Origin of the sequence: Rhodococcus sp. AQ5-07, from assembly GCF_009707305.1 — a bacterium.
GTDB lineage: Bacteria > Actinomycetota > Actinomycetes > Mycobacteriales > Mycobacteriaceae > Rhodococcus_F > Rhodococcus_F erythropolis.
Genome location: NZ_CP046099.1, coordinates 2,732,803 through 2,754,028, shown reverse-complemented (window position 1 = coordinate 2,754,028; position 21,226 = coordinate 2,732,803). Strand labels below are relative to the sequence as shown.

18 protein-coding genes are annotated in these 21,226 nt (G+C 59.0%); 12 read left to right on the top strand and 6 right to left on the bottom strand.

The features are described from left to right. Nucleotides 1-107 precede the first annotated feature (107 nt). Nucleotides 108-6,017: a DUF4011 domain-containing protein gene (locus GJB56_RS12660; protein WP_230091181.1), complete on the bottom strand. Its 5,910-nt coding sequence runs from the start codon at nucleotides 6,015-6,017 to the stop codon at nucleotides 108-110. A 675-nt stretch (nucleotides 6,018-6,692) separates the two neighbouring features. Further along, nucleotides 6,693-7,298 carry a T3SS (YopN, CesT) and YbjN peptide-binding chaperone 1 gene (locus GJB56_RS12655; protein WP_113684038.1) on the bottom strand — a complete coding sequence of 202 codons (606 nt, stop codon included), beginning with the start codon at nucleotides 7,296-7,298 and terminating at the stop codon, nucleotides 6,693-6,695. A gap of 339 nt (nucleotides 7,299-7,637) precedes the next feature. On the opposite strand from GJB56_RS12655, the gene GJB56_RS12650 reads away from it, so the two are divergent. The 5 genes from GJB56_RS12650 to GJB56_RS12635 all read left to right on the top strand — a co-directional run bounded on the left by GJB56_RS12650 (nucleotide 7,638) and on the right by GJB56_RS12635 (nucleotide 13,473). Continuing rightward, complete coding sequence (locus tag GJB56_RS12650) at nucleotides 7,638-8,936, top strand: plasmid pRiA4b ORF-3 family protein (protein WP_326839310.1); 1,299 nt, start codon at nucleotides 7,638-7,640, stop codon at nucleotides 8,934-8,936. A 388-nt stretch (nucleotides 8,937-9,324) separates the two neighbouring features. Then, entirely contained in the window at nucleotides 9,325-10,977 is a 1,653-nt protein-coding gene (locus GJB56_RS12645; protein ID WP_195849619.1) for a sodium:solute symporter family transporter, read from the top strand. A gap of 27 nt (nucleotides 10,978-11,004) precedes the next feature. Beyond that, nucleotides 11,005-11,136 carry a putative transporter small subunit gene (locus GJB56_RS31635; RefSeq protein WP_021334144.1) on the top strand — a complete coding sequence of 44 codons (132 nt, stop codon included), beginning with the start codon at nucleotides 11,005-11,007 and terminating at the stop codon, nucleotides 11,134-11,136. Nucleotides 11,137-11,221: 85 nt separating this feature from the next. Continuing rightward, nucleotides 11,222-11,683, top strand: a complete 462-nt coding sequence (locus GJB56_RS12640) for a MarR family winged helix-turn-helix transcriptional regulator (protein WP_003941330.1) — start codon at nucleotides 11,222-11,224, stop codon at nucleotides 11,681-11,683. Continuing rightward, nucleotides 11,680-13,473 (top strand): AMP-dependent synthetase/ligase, encoded by a 1,794-nt coding sequence (locus GJB56_RS12635; protein ID WP_113684040.1) that lies wholly within the window; start codon nucleotides 11,680-11,682, stop codon nucleotides 13,471-13,473. The genes GJB56_RS12640 and GJB56_RS12635 overlap by 4 nt, the downstream gene beginning before the upstream one ends. On the opposite strand, the gene GJB56_RS12630 is transcribed toward GJB56_RS12635, so the two are convergent. Further along, nucleotides 13,470-13,850 (bottom strand): helix-turn-helix domain-containing protein, encoded by a 381-nt coding sequence (locus GJB56_RS12630; RefSeq protein WP_113684041.1) that lies wholly within the window; start codon nucleotides 13,848-13,850, stop codon nucleotides 13,470-13,472. The genes GJB56_RS12635 and GJB56_RS12630 overlap by 4 nt on opposite strands. 223 nt (nucleotides 13,851-14,073) lie before the next feature. On the opposite strand from GJB56_RS12630, the gene GJB56_RS12625 reads away from it, so the two are divergent. The 3 genes from GJB56_RS12625 (at nucleotide 14,074) to GJB56_RS12615 (ending at nucleotide 16,353) form a co-directional block, all read left to right on the top strand. After that, the gene (locus tag GJB56_RS12625; RefSeq protein ID WP_020908376.1) at nucleotides 14,074-14,319 is read left to right on the top strand and encodes a hypothetical protein; all 246 of its coding nucleotides are present in this window, start codon (nucleotides 14,074-14,076) and stop codon (nucleotides 14,317-14,319) included. A 124-nt stretch (nucleotides 14,320-14,443) separates the two neighbouring features. Continuing rightward, entirely contained in the window at nucleotides 14,444-16,033 is a 1,590-nt protein-coding gene (locus tag GJB56_RS12620) for an FAD-dependent oxidoreductase (RefSeq protein ID WP_113684042.1), read from the top strand. Further along, complete coding sequence (locus GJB56_RS12615; protein ID WP_113684043.1) at nucleotides 16,030-16,353, top strand: 4Fe-4S dicluster domain-containing protein; 324 nt, start codon at nucleotides 16,030-16,032, stop codon at nucleotides 16,351-16,353. The genes GJB56_RS12620 and GJB56_RS12615 overlap by 4 nt, the downstream gene beginning before the upstream one ends. Here the strand turns inward: GJB56_RS12615 and GJB56_RS12610 are convergent. Then, a complete protein-coding gene (locus GJB56_RS12610; protein WP_003941279.1) occupies nucleotides 16,343-17,398 on the bottom strand; it encodes a 2,3-butanediol dehydrogenase in 1,056 nt (351 codons plus the stop codon). The two genes, GJB56_RS12615 and GJB56_RS12610, sit on opposite strands and share 11 nt — an antisense overlap. Before the next feature lie 88 nt (nucleotides 17,399-17,486). Here GJB56_RS12610 and GJB56_RS12605 point away from each other — a divergent pair, with 88 nt between their 5' ends. The 4 genes from GJB56_RS12605 (at nucleotide 17,487) to GJB56_RS12590 (ending at nucleotide 19,357) form a co-directional block, all read left to right on the top strand. Then, a complete protein-coding gene (locus GJB56_RS12605) occupies nucleotides 17,487-18,071 on the top strand; it encodes a DUF3558 domain-containing protein (protein ID WP_154606683.1) in 585 nt (194 codons plus the stop codon). Nucleotides 18,072-18,097: 26 nt separating this feature from the next. Further along, nucleotides 18,098-18,427, top strand: coding sequence for a hypothetical protein (locus tag GJB56_RS12600; protein WP_228117901.1), 330 nt, complete (start codon nucleotides 18,098-18,100; stop codon nucleotides 18,425-18,427). 68 nt (nucleotides 18,428-18,495) lie between these two features. Further along, nucleotides 18,496-18,987 (top strand): DUF3558 domain-containing protein, encoded by a 492-nt coding sequence (locus GJB56_RS12595; RefSeq protein WP_230091180.1) that lies wholly within the window; start codon nucleotides 18,496-18,498, stop codon nucleotides 18,985-18,987. A 43-nt stretch (nucleotides 18,988-19,030) separates the two neighbouring features. After that, the gene (locus tag GJB56_RS12590) at nucleotides 19,031-19,357 is read left to right on the top strand and encodes a hypothetical protein (RefSeq protein ID WP_113684045.1); all 327 of its coding nucleotides are present in this window, start codon (nucleotides 19,031-19,033) and stop codon (nucleotides 19,355-19,357) included. Between the two features lies 1 nt (nucleotide 19,358). Here GJB56_RS12590 and GJB56_RS12585 read toward each other — a convergent pair whose 3' ends face one another. Both GJB56_RS12585 and GJB56_RS12580 read right to left on the bottom strand, forming a co-directional pair. Beyond that, nucleotides 19,359-19,712 (bottom strand): UBP-type zinc finger domain-containing protein, encoded by a 354-nt coding sequence (locus GJB56_RS12585; protein ID WP_003941317.1) that lies wholly within the window; start codon nucleotides 19,710-19,712, stop codon nucleotides 19,359-19,361. A gap of 70 nt (nucleotides 19,713-19,782) precedes the next feature. After that, the gene (locus GJB56_RS12580; protein ID WP_113684046.1) at nucleotides 19,783-21,219 is read right to left on the bottom strand and encodes an ATP-binding protein; all 1,437 of its coding nucleotides are present in this window, start codon (nucleotides 21,217-21,219) and stop codon (nucleotides 19,783-19,785) included. Nucleotides 21,220-21,226: the final 7 nt, after the last annotated feature.

The window sequence follows — 21,226 nt, the reverse complement described above, 5'->3', positions numbered from 1 at the left end:
GCGGGTGGGGGCATGTCCGTGGCTGTGAATCACAGCGGAAGTCCGTCGGGCCGCGCTCAGTACATTAGCGGAAGCGCGGCCTGACGGATTGAGCGACTCGTGCCGCGCTACGATCCTGCGCGGTAGTGCTCACCGATCTTGATCAACTGACCGGATTGAAGCCCGAGGTGAATGCAAGCGTCGAGTCGTTCCCGGGTTGGAGTGGTCAGTCGCTTCTGATTGAAGACTGCCAAAGTTCGACGATGCAGGGAGTCCTCATCCGACTTGCTACCACAGACCGCCATCATGGCATTCACGATCTCCTCGGGCGCAATGTCCATCAAACTTCGCGTGATCTCCGCCGGGGTGGTGCGGTAGCCACGCCAGTCAATCGGGTTGAGTTCCTTCGGCCAGACAAAGTCGCCGAGTCCTGATTTTTTGATCAACTCGGCCGGAATGCAACGAACGATCGTCTCCCGTTTCCCGGCCGAGACACGGTCGAGACCGAAGCGCCGGCCGACGTCACGGGCCAAACGGTCCATCGAGATCGGGCCTTCGATGTCCACTGTTTCCCGCACGGCACTCAGGATCGTTTGCTGAACCGAAGGTGAATCGACGCGATCGAGATCACCGCGTGGTCCGAGCGTTGTTGTGGGCGCCTCGAGATACGTGGTTCCGCGTCCATCCCAATCCCGGGCAACAGGACTGGCAGGGGGCGTATCAGCTGCAGCCATCCGACCGATCCGGACGGGTTCGTCGGACACTTCAGCGGGGTGGTCGGGCTCATCCGATTTCAGCCAGCGGGTGTTGTCAGCTGAGAAGTCGACCGATATCGACACTTCGAGTTCAGCCAGCGCAGCGGCAGCGATGGCTTCGGCCTGAGCCAGTGCTGCGGCGTCGATCTGGGCTTGCCGTTCGGCCATGCGGAGCTTCGATCTGGTCAGGGCTTCCTTGATTTGTTGGACAACGGATTCGGGGTTGTCGATCCAACTGGGAAGCCACACGCGAACTGAAGCTCCCCAATGCATCATCGACTCGAGAAGCTGTGGTGTCAGATCGCGGTCAGCAACCGTCGGACGCTCAGCCCACGCCGGCCCGTCGAGCAGGATTGCGACCTGCCAACATTCGGATTCTGGTTCACGAAGAACTATGTCCAGAACAAAGTCTGAGAGACCGTAATTTGCTTCGACTTCGTATCCCTGTTGGCGCAAGGCTTCACAGATCGACTCCTGGATCTGATCGGAAGTATTCTGGGGGCGTGGTTGGAACGAGTTCCCGGAGTGATCAGGTTGTGCAGCCAGTTCCAGATATCCGCGAAGATGCGCCATTCCAACCGACTTGGTGCGTGAAAGATCGATGTCCGAAGGCTCGAACGAGGTGAAGATGACAACCTTTCGGCGGGCACGGGTAATGGCGACGTTCAATCGTTTCTCGCCACCAGTACGAGTCAGTGGACCGAAGTTGAGTGGCATCTTCGAATCGTCCTGCTTCTTCGAGAATGCCGTTGTGAAGAGAATGACATCTCGCTCGTCGCCCTGCACGTTCTCGAGATTCTTGACGAAGATTCCGTCTTCCTTGTCGGTGCGCAGTTGGTCGAGGACCAATGGGTCTCCGGTCTTCTCGAGCAAATCGAGCACCAGGGTCTGTTGCTGTGCGTTGAACGTGACGACGCCGATGCTTTGAGACGCCAGATTGGCATTCGACAGGCGCTGGCGAATCTCGGCCACAATCGCTTCCGCCTCGACAATGTTGGTTCGGTGCAGTTGTTTAGTCTCGCGATTGAAATGTCCCGGCACTCTTCGCCATTCGACGCCAGTTGTGGCATCGCCGCCAGGTGAAGGCAAACTCGCGAGGCGTCCCTCGTAGTACTTGCGGTTGGAGAAGGCGATCAGAGATTCGTCTTGACTCCGGTAATGCCAGGATAGCCACAGCCGTGGAACCCCAGATTCAACGGACTCCGTCAGAATGCTCTCGAGATCCTCCGGTATGACCTCGTCATCTTCAGTGACATCGTCGCCATCGCTTGCGGTCACCTGGCCGATTGCAGTCGGCGGCATTTGCTGCGAATCGCCGACGATCACGGCCGAGCGGGCGCGGCCCAGCGCGCCGATGGCTTGAGGGACAGTGACCTGCGAGGCCTCATCGAATACAACTACGTCGAATGTGGCTGATCCCGGCGGCACGAACTGAGCCAAGGACGTGGGGCTGACGAAGAAGCACGGCGTTGCAGCCAAAATGTGGTCTGAGTAGCGAGTCATCAACTGACGGAAGGTGGTTCCACCGCGCTTGGCGTCGAGTTGGCGTCGAAGCTGCCCGATTTCGCCAGACAGCGCACCGGCCTTGAATAGGCGTCGGTCGAGCAATGCAGCGGGCAGGGCTGCGATCTGTTCCTCGCGTTGAGCCGCCGAGGCTCGGGCGTAGTCGAGAGTCTCGCCATCCTTGAGTGCCTTGTTGAAGTTGGTGAGTCCCTGCGTTCTTCTGTGTTCGTTCAGCGAAGCAACTGCCAGGCCACGGATGAAAGCGACTTCAGCGTCCGAAGAGTTGATAGCGCCCGTGAGAAGTTCATGGGCAAAGACATTCAGCTCGGCAGTTTGCAGTGGCTCGAGGAATGTCGACATTGTCGACCACTTGCGAACGGACGCTCCCGCGTCTGCATCGATCGAAAATCTCCAGGCTTCTGAGTCGCGACCCCACGCGGACAGCCAATGGGACTCATCACACCAACGGTCGAACTCGGCGTCGCTGAACCCGAGGAGTTTCTTCCAGGTGAGCCACGCTTGTGACACCGCTGCGAGCGCATCGATGTTCTGTTGGGACACAAGACCGGACTCGACCAGGATCCGCCACATGCCCGGGTGTGCGCGGATGTAGTCACCTGACATATCGATGAAGTCGAACGCCGGCTGAAGTTGCTGTGATGCGTCAGCGTTGAAAGGGTTCCAGACCGGGGGAGCAAATGGCCCGAGCAGGGTGCGCATGTGTTCGACAGTTTGTCGAGTCAATTCGCGTGCGCTGGAAATCGATCGCAACAACGGCAATGCGGTGTCCGGATCGATCGCCACGCCAGGCAATAGTGCCGGTGCAACATCGCGGATGAATTGGTCGGTCCGCTTCTTTTTGCCGAATATGCCCTTGCTGACCTCCTCGGCCGCTACGATTAATGGTTCGACGGAACCAGATCCGATGAAGTTCGGCATGAAAACTGCAGTGAGTGGCGCACATTGCTGTTGGAGCAGGGTCAGCTCACTGAGTAGTGAAGTGCGGGACGTTGTCCATTGGGTGCCCTGCATGCGCTCGACTACGGCCGGGTCGGCGATCATCCAGTTCGACTGCCGGCGGGCCTGCGGCAACAAGACCTCGATCTCGGCGGGAGTGCGCATCCGCTCGATGATCCGCAAAGCAGGCGGGGTCTGCTGTACGAGCGCAAGTGCGGAGTTCATCTGCGCCGAAGCGGAGCGGAACGAGTCGTCCGATGCTGCCGGATCGATCGCTCCGACGATGGTCCACGGATTGACGCGATTTATCGTGACCGACCGGGCAGCACGTTCGAATTGCTGCAATGCGTTGGTGACTGCTCGAACGCTGACCTTAGGGGACGCAACATAAGGCGCAGGAATTGTGGCCGTCGGGCCGTCGCCAAGGCTAAGGACTGTGTCGTAGGCAGTCCACAGTGTGTGCTCGACGCCGTTCTCGGTGTGAATCTTGGACGGATAGTCGTCGAGCGGGACGTGCTTGGCCCGCAACTCAGCGAGCTTTGCTGACCAGGCGCGCTGATTGTAGTGAACAGAATGATCGATCGCGGTCTTCAGCTGAGCGCGAATAGCGTTAGCGCTCTGACTCTTTCCATGTAGGTCCAGCGTGAATTCGGCCAGGCCGACCTTTGTCAGCCGCTTTTTCACCACCTCGAGGGCGGCCTGCTTCTCAGCGACGAACAACACGGTCTTGCCCTGAGCCAGAGTGTGCGCAATGAGGTTGGTGATGGTTTGTGACTTGCCGGTACCGGGAGGGCCCTCCAGGACGAAGGAGTGACCATCCGCTGCCAATGCCACTGCACGGAGCTGTGAGCCATCGGCAGGGATTGGGACGGGCACGTCGAGTTCTTTGACCGGTGCAGCTTCAATCTCGGTACCGTCCGGGCGACGTGAATCTCGGAACGACTCACCAGCATGATGAGTCAGATGACGAACGATGGGGCTCTGCTCGAGAAGGTCCCAGTGATCGTCGAGGTCTTTCCACATGCCGAAAGTTCCGAACTGGCAAATGGCCAGTGACGCAGTTTCATCGATGCGGAAATCCAAGTTGTGCTCGATCATCGCCGAGCGAATGCCCTTGAGAGCTGCGTCGATGTCTATGCCGCTCTCATCGAGAGGTGGCGTCTCCAAAGAAGGAATCGAGACACTGTGCTTGAGCCGTAGCCACTCGACGAGGCAGTAGTTTGGTGTTGATGTGCCGGACGTGTCGACCACAATCCTGAAGGGGCTGCGCCCAGAGCCGCCAGTAACCTTGACGGGCAACAAAAATAGGGGAGCTCGCGCTGGCCGTCCGGTGCTGGTGGCATGCATCAATCCGCCGAATGTCAGATAGAGATTGGCGTTGCCGGTCTCCTCGAACATGGTGTGCGCGGTGCGTTGCAGGTGCTTGAGTCGGGCTGTGTATACGTCGTGCTTGACGACTGCATAGATTCGCTTTCGGTCGCGTAAATAGTCGAGAACCGTTGCATCATCGATGTCTTGGGCTTGGCGTGCGCCTTGGAGTTCGTGGATCGAACTCAGTTCGTCGTGGGGAGTGAGCTCAATGGGAACATCTGCATGCACCAAATCATCGAGTAATGCGAGTCCGCCGATGGGGACATGGAGATCGATGACTTCCCGCGACTCTTTCAAATTGAGCAGACGGTTCCGTGTACTGAGGTCAAGCAGGGATCGCTTCCATTTCTGAACTCGTGGGGGAGAAGTGTCAGTTGCATCGAAGACGGTGTCAACCGAATTCTGTTTAGTGAGAAGGTTATCGGGCAGGCTGAGGTCCGGCTGAATTGTGCCGGCAGCGGTGCGCTCGGATATTGGCGATGCGAATTCGTCGAAGGTTGGAAGCGGCCGCACACCGTCCTTGCGGGCGGATGCGATCGCGACAAGTCCATGGAGGTCGTCCGGCTGGGAGAAGTGGCGTCTAGCATGTGCCACAGCATTTTTGAAGGATCCTTCGGGGCTGCTGTCGTAGTATGCAGCTTCGACGGCTACGACTTTTCCGGAATCGAAGAGATTGGCTATCGCGTTCGACTCGAGAATGACGCTGTGTGAGAGGTGAGCTTCTTCTTGCATGAATCCAGCGAATGCATGTCCCTTGACAAGCCAGATGACCGGTCGCAGTCCGGCCGCTTCCAAACATGCTGCATAGGTGACTGCTAGATCGATGCACGTTCCGAAACGTTCGTCGAGTACCTGTGCCGTCGTTCGGATCTTCTGGCCCGTTCCTTCGAACGAGGCAGGCGGATCGATATAGCGAATCTGACGGAGGCGTAGGGCTTCGTAGGTTGCTGCCGCGATCTCTGCAGCACGTTGTGGTCCGCGCTGATACCCCTCGAGTGAGGTGGAACCGGTGAGGTTGCCAAGAAGCTCGGACGCGGCGTCGAGAACATTGCTCACAGCTCGGGTGTTTGGCTGAACAAAGGCTGCCAGTGAATCGAAGAACTCGGGGGCATTGAACCACTCGTTGTGGGCCAGAACTCTAATCGGCACATTCAACGCGATGTCATCGCCCCAAAGGCGTGAGACGGTGACCGCGATGGTGGCAGGGTAGCTCTCGTTCAGTTCTCGAAGGTGCTGAACAGTTGGCACGACGGCCGCGTAGTCGTCCCAGAACGCCTCGTGACCGGGAGCGAGAGAACCGTCGACGATGTCAGTTCGAGCCGGTGAGAGTTCCTGGCCGGCACCGTGCAGTTGTACGGTTGCTTTGATATCGACGACGGGCGATTCGGAGTTGTTAGTGATCGAGAGCCCCCGTACCAGCGGTACTCCGTTGTGGACCAGAGCCAGGTTCACGGCGGGGTGAGTATGAAGTTCGATGGAGATGCCATCAACTTCCGTACGGCATCGGTCCCGTGCTGATTCACGCTCGTTCACTTTTCCTCCGAATCGTATTCCACAATTTGCCCGGGCGAAGATTCCAACTCCGTACGATCAAATTAATTACGTTAGGGCATGGCACTGACTGGTCTGCAGTGTCTAGGCGTTTTGCCGCACATTCCACTATCGTTTCGCATACTTTTCATGTGAGGTCTGTTATTGTCTGTGACTGATGAACGCGGGATTGCGAATTTCAGAACAGGCTTGGCGTTGCGCGTTCGCCCTGTCTGCGCCTCTTGAGAATTAGGGTCTAGACCCCGAAATATTCGATCCACAAGGCACAGTTACCTGACTCCGATACCTCGGCTACCCAGATGAATGCTGCGAGGAGCGAAACTGCAACGCCGGGTGTCACGGGCGAGGATGCGCAGATCGTAGGTTCGCGCCTGGTACCAGCGAACGCGGCCGGCTGGCGGACCGTAACGAGATAGCCGCGCTTGCATTTCACGGGATCGACTGGAATAGCGTTCGCCGCCGAAGGCTGGATGTTGTCGCTTCCGGCGGTATTGGAAAGTGGCAACATACGTCAGCGCGCGTGCATCTCTGCAATGGCAGAGATGCACGCGCGCAATACTAGGCGTGGGTTATTGCTTACTTGCTGGGCGTCGAGGTGACTGCCCTGATGGCGAGCTCGCCGTCGACGGCGTCTGCTGCATCGCCGCACGCACAGTCACAGTCTCCGTCGCAACCGCCGGGATTGCAGTCTCCGGCGTAGCTGTCGTCGTCTTCGTCGCAGTCGAGGGTGCCGCCGAAGGACTCAGCAAAATCGTCGTCGAGTTCGTGAGTGAAGTCGTGAACCTCGTCGATCAAGTTCAGCAGATGCTGCGGGGCGAAGGGGTCCGCGTCGAGCATCGTGGAGACCAGCAGGTGGTCGCCGCTGAAAGCGAAGCGCAGGCGCGGCCATTCCTGCGCGAGTTCGATCAACCGGGTTGCGGCATGCGAGGGATTGCCGAGGTCCGTCAGGACCGAGGACCAGACGTTGATCTGAGGGCCGTCATCCGCAACTGTCACGTAGACGACAAACCCGTGAACCGGCACGACAATGTCGCCATCGTCATCGGTGGCAGGCTCACTACCCAGTAGTTCGGCGAGGGTCTGGACGCACAGGCGAACCAACTCGTCGCGCTCGTCCGTCACCAAGGCAATTGCGCCGTTGATGTGGAGCGGCTGGTCGGCGGTCGTGTCGTGGTCGCTCATGGATCCTCATGTTCTGTGCCAGTCCGAGCAGGCGCTGGGCACGGTTTTCGTGCGGTAGGTGTCAGGTCTACGGTAATCGGCGCACACTATTGTCCGCGCAGTGGATTATTGAAGATGCCTGGCTAGGTCCGCACTGATCAGGACTTAACAGCCGACCAGCGACGTCATGCGAGTCTCGACAAATCGGACAGCCTTGTGGCAGTGAGTATCTCGGCTGTCGGTAGGTAGATCTAGCCTCCATACATGACGGGTCAGCGAGTTCGGTGAGCTTCACATCTGCGTTTGGTACCTGCATATCAAGCGGCGCAAAGCCAGATGAAGGTCCTTACGCCGAGGCAGATGCGGAATCGGCGTCGACGGCCGGCGGCGGCGAACTTTGTCATGCGGATCGAACTCGATTGCATCACGCCGCCTATTTGGAGACGGTTTTCGGTTCCGTCGAATATCGAACTGGACCAACTTCATTCGATTGTGCAGGCGGTGATGGGGTGGGGAGATCAACACGCTCATCAGTGGGTGAGTGTCCATCATTCAACGGACAATGGCCCAGATCGGTATATCGCGCCAGAGGTGATCGAGCGCGACGGATACCAGGAAGACGAGTTTGGTGAGGACGAAGTCCGGATCGACGAGGCAGTTACCGCGGTCGGGGAGTACGTCCGTTATGAGTACAACGCCCGCGCAAGGTGGAGTCACACGTTGGTTCTCGAGCAGATTGTCGAAGACCAGCCGATTTCTGAGCCATCCTGTCTCGACGGCGAGAGAGCGTGCCCGCCGGAGGATTCTGGCGGTCCGATCGGGTATCGCGAGTTCCTGAACGGGCAGGCGAGTAATGGACTGTTCGATCCCGAACGTTTTGTTCCCGCAGATTCCAATACAGCGGTCACCATTGCAGTGGCATTGCATAAGTCACCGCCTGTGGGAAGCTCGCTGTTCGAGAAGTTCTTGCGCCGCTTGTCTGTTCATTCCGCGCCGAAACTGTTTGCCGCAGTTGCCAAATCGGAGCTTCGTGGCGGATATGACAACTATTTCGAGGTTATGCGTGAGGGAGCAACCCGCCAACTGCTGTGGCTGCTGAACTCCGCGCGAGGTGGTGGGATTGTTTTGACGGCATCCGGGTCACTGCCTCCGGACCTTGTTGCGTCTGCCCGAGACGAACTCGATTGGGGCAGTGACTGGATCGATGTCACGGCAGGGAGTGACTCGCAATTAGCAGTACTCGTTGAAGCCGCAAAGACACTGAGATTTGTCCGGAGACTCCGAGGCACATTGATTCTGACTCGACTCGGCGCGTCAGTGCTTGCATATGAAGGCGAGCTGTGGCGTCACATCGTGACGGCCATGCCGTTGGGAAAGGGCGAGTTGGGGCAGGAAGCCGGCCGAATTCTGTTCCTTACGTTGGCTGCCGGCTTGTCGGAGTCCGAACGTAGTGAAGTGATGATCGAAGGCCTCACGGCATTGGGTTGGTCGACAACAGACGGAACCCGCCTCGGCGACGACGATTGGACGTGGATGGTGCGAGACACTCTCGTGTACCTGCGAATGATCGGGGCGATTGTCTCCAATCCGCTGGACGAGCATGTTTCCGCCGATCCCGAGTGGGGCCGACGGTTTGCCAGGATGGTCCTGTCGAAGTAGCTGAGCGGTCGAATCGAGCATCGATTTCAATCGATGCGGAGTTGTTATATGTGCTGGAAGCGCATGATTTTCCTGCGGCGGAAACATGAATATTTTCGGTTGGAAAAATGTTGGAGTTTTTGTTAGAAATTGCCATCATGCTATGGTCCATTCTCAGTTGTTGAATTGCGTGGTCGAGCCAAAAGCTTGCGCAGAAGATTTATTTTGTGGAGGTTGGGTTTCCGAAAAGACGAAGTGCGTGGTGCTAGTCAATTGAATATGTGACCGGTGTTGGTATGACGGTCGCTCCTAGGGCGTGCAGAAACGAAGCGCAAAGATCCTGAACAGGGGTTTTGCGCTTTGTTCTGCCGATTATGTGCGAAGGATGTGGCATGTGACGGGGTCCGACATGGTCCAGTTCAGTACCTTGGTAATTGTTTCACTGCTTGTTGCTTTTTATGGTGGAACATTTCTGATTTCTCTTCGTATTGGTAAGAAGCAGGAAAATGCCGACGGTTTTATGACTGCCGGAAACAAGTTAGGATTTGGTGTTTCGGCCGCGAGTATGACGGCCACCTGGATTTGGGCGTCGTCGATGTACGCATCCGCCACTTCTGGCTACACCTACGGAATCTCCGGCCCCATTCACTACGGTTTATGGGGCGCGTTGATGATTCTCTTCATTTATCCGTTTGGCCAGCGAATTCGCAAAGTAGCGCCGAAAGCCCACACGCTGGCTGAGGTCATGTACGCGCGGCACGGACGCTCGAGTCAGCTGATGCTCGCGGGCTCCAATATCGTCGGTAGTCTCATCAGTTTGATGTCGAACTTCCTCGCTGGTGGTCTGCTGATCGCGTTGCTTTCGCCGTTCAACTTCATCCAGGGTGTGTTCATCGTTGCGCTGGGCGTTTTGCTGTACACGCTGTGGTCGGGCTTCCGCGCTTCGGTGTTGACCGACTTCGTTCAGCTGATCGGAATGCTCGGTGCGGTAGCGGTTTTGGTGCCGTTCATCTTCTTTGCTGCGGGGTTCCCGGCAGCCTTCGAATCCGGGGCAGGCAACCTTACTGCTGAGCAGGGCAACTTCTTCTCGAGCGTTGCCTTCTTCGAGCAGGGCGCGCCGTACATCGCGGCAGTTCTTGCCTACGCAATCGGCAACCAGACCATTGCCCAACGTCTGTTCGCGGTCCGCGAAGACCTGATCAAGCCCACCTTCATCACCGCAACCGTCGGATACGGCGCAACGGTCATCGGCGTCGGAATGCTGGGTGTTCTCGCTCTATACCTCGGAATCGAGCCGATGGATGGTGACGTCAACAACCTGATTCCGCAGATGGCCGCGTCGTACCTGCCCGGAATTTTGCTGGCTGTCTTCTTTGTCATGATCATCGGCGCGCTGTCATCGACGGCGGACTCGGACCTTGCTGCGCTCTCGTCCATCGTGATGACCGACGTTTACGGCCAAGCCGTCGCAGGCAAGGCTATTGCGAACTCTCGACGGATGCTGCTCATCGGCCGAGTAACGATGATTGTTGCCACGACGGCGGCTATCTCCTTGGCAAGTCTGCAATTGAGCATTCTGGATCTGTTGGTGTTCGTCGGCGCGCTGTGGGGCGCGCTGGTGTTCCCGGTTATCGCGAGCTTCTATTGGGGAAAGGTCACCAACAAAGCCTTCACTGTGTCGGTGCTGGTGGCTCTTGCTGCCTTCTTGCCCGTCCGATTCAGTTGGGTGCCGATGGATGGGATGTTCGGGATCCTCTCCGACATCGTTGCCGTTGTTGGTATCGGAGTGGTGCTGGGGCTCATGGTATTTGGATTCTTCGGTCTGAAGGTTGCGCAGATCGTCGGTGGCCTTGCGATCGTGTTGTCCGCGCCATTCGCGATCGGCTTCCTGCACGACTACCCAACGCTCAGCGGATCTTTGGTGGCCTACGCCGTCAGTACCGTCGTGTGCTTTGCGATGTCCGTCAATCAGCGTGAGACGTTCGATTTCGAACTCATCAAGCAGCGGACCGGAGACTTCGACGAGGAGGAGTTTCCTGCTGTCGGAGCGTCCGGAAAGTAACCGTCGAGACAAGTGGAAGGAATACGAATGAGTACATCTCTACTGACCATTTATGTTCTGATCTGGCCGGCGTTGGTCTTGGTCGTGCTGGGAGTCATCAGCAAGGGATTCTTCAAGGATTGGGCAACTGCTCGCCGCAACGGTGAGGATCTGGTCTAACTCTTCACGCCGCCACCGACGGACTTCTTGTCGGTGGCGGCGGTCATATTGCGTCGGACACAGGGGTCGGCGTTATAGTTGCTCAGTGCAACACGACGGAGCAATGGCGCTCACCGGTCCACCAGCTGTTCATGACGAGCTGGTGCACCTCACGCGGCAGCTGATGACGGGGGATCGGCATTCCGATGACCACCCGTCGATCGCGCAGCATTCCTTCCTCTCCTTCATCGGCCGCAACGACGGCTGTAAGGCCACAGAGATCTCCGAAGTCTTCGGCGTCAATCGTTCGACCATCTCGCGCCAAGTTCGCGGGTGCATCGAGGCAGGCTGGGTATATGCCGATCCGGGATCCGTTCGTCAGGGCAATCCGCTGCATCTCACGGAGGCTGGCCGCAAATACCTCGACGCCGCCGACGCGCGTCGGCTCGACCAAGTCGCCGGCAGGCTGCACGATTGGACCGAGTCCGAGGTCGCAGACTTCGCCCGCGCACTCCACCGCTTCAGAATCAGCATCGAATCGCAGACCAACGGAGATGACACCCTGTGAGTGAGTACAGCGCCAAAGCCCAGTTCACCATCTCCGATAATGAGTCTGTGGTGCACACCGTCTTCACTCACGCCGAGCGCACGCCAGATCTGACGGTGTTCTCCCGCCCCAAGGGAGAGGGTTGGGTAGACGTCACAGCCAAGGAGTTCGCCGAGCAGGTCACCGGCGTCGCAAACGGTCTCATTGCAGCCGGGGTGCAGGCAGGCGACCGCGTCGCACTCCTCTCCGCGACCCGATACGAGTGGACGCTCTTCGACTTCGCCATCTGGGCCGCCGGCGCGGCTACCGTTCCGATCTACGACTCGTCGTCTCAGGGGCAGGTCAGCTGGATCCTCGAAGACTCCGAGGCCGTCATCGCGATCGTCGAAACCGGCGCGCACGAGCAGCTGTTCCAGGACGCGCCAAGCTCTCTCAAGGCCGTCATGCAGATCGACGACGGAGCAGTCGAAAAGCTGACCGCACAGGGTGCCGACGTTGACGACACCGAGTTGAAGAAGCGACTCGCGGGCATCAAGGCCGACGATCTGGCGTCACTCGTCTACACCTCCGGCACGACAGGCCGTCCCAAGGGATGCATCCTCACGCACCGCAACTTCCTGTCCGAGGTGCGCGGGATTCTCACGGCATCGATCGGCAAGGTGGCGGTTCCGGGAAACCGAGTCCTGACCTTCCTGCCGCTCGCTCACGTGCTGGCTCGCGCGGTGTCCCTCGCGACGTTCGAAGCTGGCGCTTCGCAGGCACACTGGTCCGACTTCGCCACCATTACAACTCAATTCGAGCGCTACAAGCCCAACACCATCCTCGGTGTTCCGCGTGTCTTCGAAAAAGTTCGTGACGGCGCAGCACGCAAGGCGGAGTCCGGTGGAAAGATTCCGGGCGCGATCTTCGCTTTCGCAGAAGTCACTGCAAAGGAATATAGCCAAGCCCTCGACAAGGGCGGTCCCTCGCTGATCTTGAAGGCGAAGCACGCAGTGGCAGACAAGCTCGTGTACTCGAAGCTTCGTGAGGCTCTCGGGGGCGAGTGCTGGTTCGCGATCTCCGGCGGCGGCGCCCTCACTCCTGAACTGGGGCACTTCTTCCGTGGGCTCGGAGTTCCGATCTACGAAGGCTATGGCCTCACCGAAACCACAGCAGCGCACTGCGTCAACGTGCCGGGTGCTCAGAAGATCGGAACCGTCGGACAGCCGATGGGCGGCAACGGGGTACGCATCGCCGAGGATGGCGAGATCGAACTCAACGGCGGGGTTGTCTTCAAGGGCTACTGGAAGAACGACAAGGCCACCGAAGAGGCATTCGTCAACGGCTGGATGCGAACCGGTGATCTCGGTGAACTCGACAGCGACGGTTACCTTTCCATCACCGGTCGCAAGAAGGATCTTCTGGTGACGGCGGGTGGCAAGAACGTCTCGCCCGGCCCGATGGAAGACCGTATCCGTTCACATTCCATAGTCTCGCAGGCAGTCGTCGTCGGCGACGGGAAGACCTACATCACGGCGCTGCTGACCGTCGACCCCGAGGTGTTCGAGAAGTGGAAGTCGGAGAACGGCAAGCCTTCCGGCGCCACCGCCGCCGAACTACGTGACGACAAGGACCTTCGAGCGGAGCTGCAGAAGGCCGTCGACGACGCCAATGCAGCTGTCTCGCATGCGGAGTCGATCAAGAAGTTCGTCATTCTCGATCGCGATCTGACCGAGGAAGACGGTGAGATGACAGCGACGCTCAAGATCAAGCGCAATGTCGTCGTCGATCGGTTCTCGAAGGAGATCAAAGGAATGTACGCAAAGAGCTAGGCGCGTTTGGGGAACTGCTCGCGGTAAGCCATCACGTCATCGAGGCGGAACCTGCGGTGGGTGCCGCGTAGTTCGATCGGGAGTTTCCCGGCGTCGGCGAGTTTGCGCACATACGTGTCCGAAACGCCGAGGATCTCTGCTGCCTGCGAGGTGGTGAGGAGTTCTGCGACGGGCCCGAGGGCGACGCTGTCGCCGGCAGCGAGGTAGGTCAGGAGCTGCACGACGGCGTCGCCGACCGATGGCGGAATCTCGATGCTCACGCCGTCGAACACCAGCGCGGTCGTGTCCGTCGAGGTTGCGGCTCTCTCTGCCAGAGCTGTCTTGATTCGCTCGGCAGCGTCGCCGTCGACTGCGGAAACGATGTGGTCGATGCTCACGCGGTGTATCTCCGATCGAAGGCAGTGTGTCGCAAGCATAGACAGCGACAGTGTCCGTCGGCACGCTGGATGGCACTGTGTGCGTTGCATTACATGAGTCCCACGGGTGCAAAACGATTTACCCACGTAGATCGAAATTCGAAGGTTTTGGCGCCCAAAGATATTCGACTCGACGCATATGTAACTCACCAAATTTGGTGTACCCGCAAGTAACATTCTGAGCGTGGCTAGACGATCGGTAACGGTGAGATTCGACGTAGAGGAACTGAGGGCCCTAGAGACCCTCCAAGAGCTCACGGGCGCGGACATTTCCAGCGTCATACGTGAAGCTGTGATCGAACATGCGCGTCGATGTGTTGCGCAGGGAAAGCCCCGCGACATCGCCGAGCGACGCAAATCGCTGACCTTGCAGGAAGCCTTCGCCAAGTACTCCGCGTTGTGCACCGACGAGGAGCGGGAAGCGTCGTAGCGCTCTGTCGATGCGGCGGTGACTGGTTGAGTTCACAGTGATTCTGACTGTGGCGCTAGTTAGTTCGTTCGAGGAATATTGCAGCAACAGAAGTGTTGCGTAGACCTCTGACAGGAGCTGGCCAGTGACGGACGTCCTCGAACTCTCCACCGATGTATTGGTGATCGGTGGTGGCCCCGCCGGCGCATGGGCAGCGTTGCGCGCGGCCAAGGCCGGTGCAGACGTCGTCCTGGTCGACAAGGGGTACTGCGGAACGAGTGGTGCAACGGCCCCCTCCGGAACGGGTGTTTGGTACGTCGAACCGGATACGACTGCCCGTGAGCGGGCAAAGGCCGGTCGTGAGGCGCTCGGCGGATATCTTGCCGACCACCGTTGGATGGACCGCGTTCTCGAGCAGACCTACTCCAACATGGATCTCCTCGCGATAGAGGGGAGATATCCCTTCCCCATCGACCCCAGCACGGGCAAGCAGATACGCACCGGCTTGCAGGGGCCTGAGTACATGCGGCGGATGCGCACCTGGATTCGTCGAGCCGGGGTGCGCATCCTCGACCATTCGCCGGCGCTGGAGTTGTTGGTGGACGACGCCGGGCGAGTTCGCGGAGTTGCGGGCTACCAACGCCACGAGCACCAGGACTACCGAGTCTCGGCAGGCGCGGTAGTGGTCGCCAGCGGAGGTTGTGCGTTTCTGTCCGGTGCGTTGGGCACCAATGTCGATACCGGTGACGGTGCATTGATGGCAGCGGAAGTCGGAGCCGAGTTCTCCGGCATGGAGTTCTCCAACGCGTACGGAATCGCAGCGGCCGGATCGACGATCACCAAGACGGCTTACTACGCGTACGCGACGTTCTTTCACGCAGACGGAAGAGTGCTCGAAGGTGCCGGTTCGGCGAAGGGGAGGTCCGTCATCGCCAGCACGTTGCGGAACGAACCGGTCTTCGCGCAGATCGATCGGGCCGACGCTGAGGTGCAGCGTCGAATGAGACTGGGGCAACCCAACTTCTTCCTGCAATTCGATCGCCGCGGAATCGATCCCTTCACCGACAAATTCGAGGTCGGCATGCTCGCAGAAGGCACGGTGCGCGGCACTGGGGGAATCAACGTCGTCGACGACGATTGCGCGTCATCCGTTCCAGGTCTGTTTGCCGCCGGGGACGCAGCGACCCGAGAGCGAATCTGCGGAGGGTTTACCGGCGGGGGAAGTCACAACGCCGCGTGGGCGATGTCTTCTGGTTCGTGGGCGGGAACCGGTGCTGCGCGCTATGCGCTGTCAGTCGGACGCGGGGCTACCAGTGGTCTACGGGGAGCCGGAACCGTCGGATTGCGTAATCCGGTACGAACCGGGTTTACTGCCGACGATGTGGTGAAAGCTGCTCAAGCGCAGCTGATTCCCTTCGACAAGAACTACCTCCGCAGCGGTGATCGGGTATCCGCAGCGCTCGCTGAGCTCGAATCGCTGTGGGGTGCAGTGAGTGCGGATCTGGGCGCCGATCCAGCAGGTCGGATGGCAGCGCGGCAGGCTGCCGCGATCACGGCCGTCGGTCGCTGGATGTACCACTCGACGTTGGCGCGGACCGAGACTCGGGGAATGAGCAAGCGGGACGATTATCCCGAACTCGATGGAACGCAGCACCATCACGTCCTCACCGGCGGTTTGGATTCGGTGTGGACCCGGACTTCTGAATCTGTCGGGTCTGCACTGGTGGCGTCATGATCGAGCTGGTGTCCGCGCCTGACTGCATCGGTTGCGACAAGTGCGTAGACGTTTGTCCTACAGATGTTTTCGACCGGACACCCTCGGGCGTCCCGGTGATTGCGCGCCAATCGGATTGCCAGACCTGCTTCATGTGTGAGGCATATTGCCCGACGGATGCGCTGTATGTGCATCCGCAATCCACACCGTTGGAAACGGCCGATGTGATCGAGAACGATCACATCGGCCGCTACCGAGAGAAGATCGGATGGGGCAAGGGGCGGGCACCAGGGTCGCTGACCGCGGTGGGTCCCGAGGTGCCCCGTCCGGTCACGACCTGACGAGAATCTTGACCGCAGTGTCGTTGTGCTCGATCAGGGTGGTGAATCCTTCGGAGATCAACTCTTCGAGCTGAATACGACCGGTGATGAATGGCGCCAGATCGACGACACCGTCCTGGACCATCTTGATGACCGCTTCATGGTCACGTACGTACGCGATGGTTCCGCGTAGATCGATCTCCTTGAGGACCAGCTTCTGCATGTCGATGGTCGCGGGCTTGCCCCAAATCGACACGTTGACAACAACTCCAGCAGGCCGGACCGTGTCGAGCATGGTGTCGAGGACCGCGTTGACGCCTGCGCACTCGAAGCCGATGTCTGCGCCGATGCCTCCGCTGAGTTCGAGGACGCGCGCTTTGACGTCTTCGGTGGTGGGATCGATGACGTAGTCGGCGACTCCACTGGAGAGGGCCTTGGCCTTGCGGGCTTCGCTGAGTTCGGTGACGATCGTCGTGACACCCAGACCCTTGAGAACTGCCGCAACGAGGAGTCCGATCGGTCCTGCTCCGCCCACAATTGCGACGTTGCCGCTTTCGGCTCCACTGCGTACGACTGCGTGATGGGCGACGCTCAACGGTTCGATGAGAGCTGCCTCGTCGAGCGGGATGTTGCCGATCTTGTGGATCCAGCGACGGTCGACGACGACCTTCTCGCTGAGCCCGCCACCTCCGCCAGCCAAGCCGATGAACCCCATCTTCGTACACAGGTGGTAGTTGCCCGCCTTGCACGGAGCGCACTCGTTGCACACGAAGTACGGCTCGACGACGACATTTTCGCCGACCTCGACGTCCGTCACACCTTCGCCGACCTCTTCGACGGTGCCGGAGAATTCGTGGCCCATCGTGACCGGCGCATTCTCGTGTGAGAGTGGATGCGGGTGTCCGGGTGCGGAGATGAAGATCGGTCCCTCGAGATACTCGTGGAGATCGGTGCCGCAGATTCCGCACCATGCGACCTTCAGCTTGACTGTTCCTGGCCGCAATTCGGGCTCAGGGATCTCTTCGATCCGGATGTCTTTCTGCCCGTGGAACCGTGCTGCCTTCATTGATCCGCACCTCACTTCGTTGTGAATCCCCTGGTAGATCGACGCTAGGCCGATTATCGGCGTGGGTGAAGGGTTGCAACGGAATGCAATGTCGTGGAACCGATCGGCGCTGGGGAGCGTCCAATACTGTGAGCGGGTCGTGAACGAGGGGAGTGCTGTGGGAGTGAGGGGTGCAGTGGTCTTGGTCGCGGCCGCGTTGTTGGTTGGGGGTTGTGCCTCGACGGTCGAGGGGCATGCGGTTCGCCCAGATGGAGCTGATGGACTCTTCGATCCATGTTCGGCGATCCCGGACGATGTTGTCTCGAGTCTTGGCGTTGACGTCGGGACGGAGGACAATGGAGTGCTCGGCGTACGTCAAGCGGAGTTCGAAATCTGTAGCTGGGAATCCGACTGGTACGCGCTGGGCGTTTGGTCGACATTTCACACGCTTGACGACGTTCGTCGAAATCCCAAGGACACTGACATCCGTGATGCTCCAATGGTTGCTCCCGGCGCTGTCATCTTTCGCGAGGTCACCGACGTCCAAAAAAATCTGTGCATGGTCGCGATTCCAGTTGTTCAGGGTGCGGTGTTCGTAAGAGTGGACGCATTTCTGGGCGAGCGACACCAGGAGGAAGTCTGTGCATTGGCGACCCGCCAGGCGATCGCCCTGCTGGCGTACTTACCAAAGTGATACTTGCGTTGAGAGGGATGGCGGCAATGGTTGAGATGTTTTCACTCGATCCGAAAACTGCGGAACTACTGCGCGATTATTGCGGCGACTGGCTTGCTGAGTTGCGCAACCTCTCCGTTCCCGCTCAGCGATTGGGAACAGTTGACGGCTTTGGGACTCTGGGTTCGGCGCAGGCGTTGCGGGACAAGTTCGCGCAGAAGGCTGTCGGTGGTCCCGATGCGCTGGTCGATGTGTTGGCGAGTCATATCGCGGTCGTGGAGGCAATGCAGGCTCAGTTTCAAGCCTGCATCGACAACGCATTGGATCAGGAGTCGTCGAACGTCTCGACTTTGAGGTCGGTCGACCTGCCAAATTGAGGCAGCGAAGTGTCGCTGGAGTGTCCGGGCAGCGAATGAGGGGGAGTGCTGTGGGAGTGAGGGGTGCAGTGGTCTTGGTCGCGGCCGCGCTGTTGGTTGGGGGTTGTTCCTCGACGGTCGAGGGCGAGGCATTCCCTGTCGATGTGATTGGGATGTTTGATCCGTGTGAGGTTCTCAGCAATGAGGAATTGGAGAAAGTCGGAGTTGACCCGGCAACAAAAGAGGTTGACATCGTTGACACGCATATCGATGGTTTCAACATTTGCTCGTGGAACGGTGAGTGGTACTTCTTGTCTCTGACATCGACCGATCATTCGCTCGTAGAGGTCGAACAGAATCCAGTCATGCGCGACCTTCATCGAGCCCAAATCGCCGGGCGCGAAGTTCTGAAATACCAGGAACGCAATGACAAAACAGATTCTGCTTGCAACGTCGCCTTCGCGACCTCTCAATCCACTGCGATGATCCGCGTCGGCGCCAAGGTCGGTGTGGCGCGCCCCGAGACGCCGTGCACGCTGGTGGAACGAATCGCCGAGACAGTGATTCCATTGCTCCCGTGACAGCGGTCCTGATTGCAGCTACACCCTCGAATACAGGAGTCACATGTCGAATTTGTATCTCGATGCCAAAGTCGCCGGCGAGCTGATCGCGGCTTGCACTGAACTCCGCGCGCAGTTCGAGGCAGCATTGAACTCCGCCGCACTACTCGGTCAATTGACAGGGTTTGGAACCCTAGGATCCGCACAGGCCCTACAGGCTAAGTTCGAGGAGAAGGCCGTCGGTGGCCACGACGCGCTCGTCGATGTGTTGGCGAGTCATATCGCGGTCGTGGAGGCAATGCAGGCTCAGTTTCAAGCCTGCATCGACAACGCATTGGATCAGGAGTCGTCGAACGTCTCGACTTTGAGGTCGATCGACCAACCGAACTGAGTCAGTGGATGTGTTGCTGCCAATCGGCTGGGACACGACCCTTAGGTCCCGGCGTCGGCTGATCTACGGGATGTGAAGTGGGCGCCGCCAATTCAGGTCCGTCGTACGCCTCGTTGGTTTCGAAGCTCCAGAACCAATCCTCACCGGGTTCGTAGCTCTGCATGAACGGATGCTTTGTCGAGGCCGCATGCTTGCTCGCGTGCTGTGACGGTGAGGAGTCGCAACACCCCACGTGACCGCATTGCGCGCATCGACGCAGGTGCACCCACCACCCGCCGCTCGCATCGCATTCGACGCATCCCGCGCCACTGGGCGGCACACTCGGATCGATCCCCGCTGGAAGTCCGTCGGTCATGGTCCACCCTCTCGCTGACTGAAGTCGGTCATTTCATCGTGCGCTTTGCCTACCGGCCGTGCAAGGGCGACTAGTCGTCGCGCGTATCCCGCGGTGGGCCCGCGATGGGCAGCAAAACTCTGAACCGGGTGTTACCGGGCTCAGACGTGACCCGAAGCTCACCACGATGCTTGCCGACCACAATTCGCCACGAAATATCAAGGCCGAGACCGGTTCCCTCACCGACAGGCTTAGTCGTGAAGAAGGGTTCGAAGATCCTGTCGATGACGTCATCGGGAATCCCGGCGCCGGTGTCGCAGATCTCGATGCACACGCGGTCGCCATCGCGGCTTGTCCGAACGGTGAGTGTTCCCGATCCGTCCATGGCAGACACCGCATTGTCGATCAGGTTGGTCCACACCTGATTGAGTTCGGCGGCGTAGGCGTCGATCGGTGGCAGCGCGAGGTCGTATTCCTTGACGACTTCGATTCCGCTTCCGATCTTTTGCCCCAACATGATCAACGTGCTGTCAAGTAGTTCGTGGACATCGATGGTCTGGAAGGGCGCGCGGTCCATCTGAGAATACTGTTTGGCTGCACCGACGAGAGTCGAAATCCTCGTTGTGGAGTCGGCGATCTCGTTCATCAGGAGTTCGGATTCGATGGTGTAATTCAGCCAACGAATTGCGCCTTCTAGCACCGACTCGTCTACGGCTGCAGCAACATTCTCGAGCCAAGCGGTGTCGAGACCAGCCTGCACGAAGGTCGGAGCCAGATCCCAACCCTCTCGAATCGAATGATCCTCGAACCATTCACCCAACGAATCCTCTCGATCCGAGGCTTCGAGGGGAGTGAGCGTCGGCGCCTTGGCGACAACCTCTGCAACTTCCTCTTGAAGTCGCATGAGAGTGACGAGGGCATCGCGGTCGTAGGTGCCCGATGCAACCATCCCCAGTTTGTGGCGCATGCCTGCGACACGCTCGCGCAAAGAGGCTGTCGCTCGAACCGCTGCGGCTGCAGGGTTATTGAGCTCGTGAGTCAACCCGGCCGACAGTGATCCGAGTGCAAGGAGTCGCTCTCGCTGATCGATGATCTGCTGAGTGTTCTTCTTGCCGAAGAAAACACCTTCGAGTAGATGAACCGCCATTGGAAACCACTCGCGCATCGCGTTGCCGAACTTGTCGGCGTCCAGGACGAAAAACGTCGAAGGAGTCGTCACTCGCATCGACCCCGCGTAGACCTGCGGTACACGATCGCCGAGATACGCCGTCCATCCTCCCGAGTAGACGCCGCGCTGGCTGGTCCTGTTGATCTCGATGTCTTCGCCGCCCGACAGCTTGGACAGCACCACCTCGCCCTCGATGAGGACGTAGAAGCAGGTGGCAGGCTCACCTTCGAGGTAGACCTGACCTCGATCGATCTCGGTGATATGGCCTGCCTGGCACAGTGATTCGAGTTGATCGTCGGTGAGCTTCTCGAACAGGAACAGGGTGCGAAGCAAGTCTGGGCTGCATTCAGGAATGGACATCGAATCT

Excerpts from the sequence above, each read along its gene's own strand:
- GJB56_RS12655 (WP_113684038.1), bottom strand. The coding sequence starts at position 7,298 with ATGAGCGACCACGACACGACCGCCGACCAGCCGCTCCACATCAACGGC.
- GJB56_RS12650 (WP_326839310.1), top strand. The coding sequence starts at position 7,638 with ATGCGGAATCGGCGTCGACGGCCGGCGGCGGCGAACTTTGTCATGCGG.
- GJB56_RS31635 (WP_021334144.1), top strand. The coding sequence starts at position 11,005 with ATGAGTACATCTCTACTGACCATTTATGTTCTGATCTGGCCGGCGTTG.
- GJB56_RS12605 (WP_154606683.1), top strand. The coding sequence starts at position 17,487 with ATGTCGTGGAACCGATCGGCGCTGGGGAGCGTCCAATACTGTGAGCGG.
- GJB56_RS12580 (WP_113684046.1), bottom strand. The coding sequence starts at position 21,219 with ATGTCCATTCCTGAATGCAGCCCAGACTTGCTTCGCACCCTGTTCCTG.
- GJB56_RS12645 (WP_195849619.1), top strand. The coding sequence starts at position 9,325 with ATGGTCCAGTTCAGTACCTTGGTAATTGTTTCACTGCTTGTTGCTTTT.
- GJB56_RS12610 (WP_003941279.1), bottom strand. The coding sequence starts at position 17,398 with ATGAAGGCAGCACGGTTCCACGGGCAGAAAGACATCCGGATCGAAGAG.
- GJB56_RS12600 (WP_228117901.1), top strand. The coding sequence starts at position 18,098 with ATGGTTGAGATGTTTTCACTCGATCCGAAAACTGCGGAACTACTGCGC.
- GJB56_RS12590 (WP_113684045.1), top strand. The coding sequence starts at position 19,031 with ATGTCGAATTTGTATCTCGATGCCAAAGTCGCCGGCGAGCTGATCGCG.
- GJB56_RS12615 (WP_113684043.1), top strand. The coding sequence starts at position 16,030 with ATGATCGAGCTGGTGTCCGCGCCTGACTGCATCGGTTGCGACAAGTGC.
- GJB56_RS12585 (WP_003941317.1), bottom strand. The coding sequence starts at position 19,712 with ATGACCGACGGACTTCCAGCGGGGATCGATCCGAGTGTGCCGCCCAGT.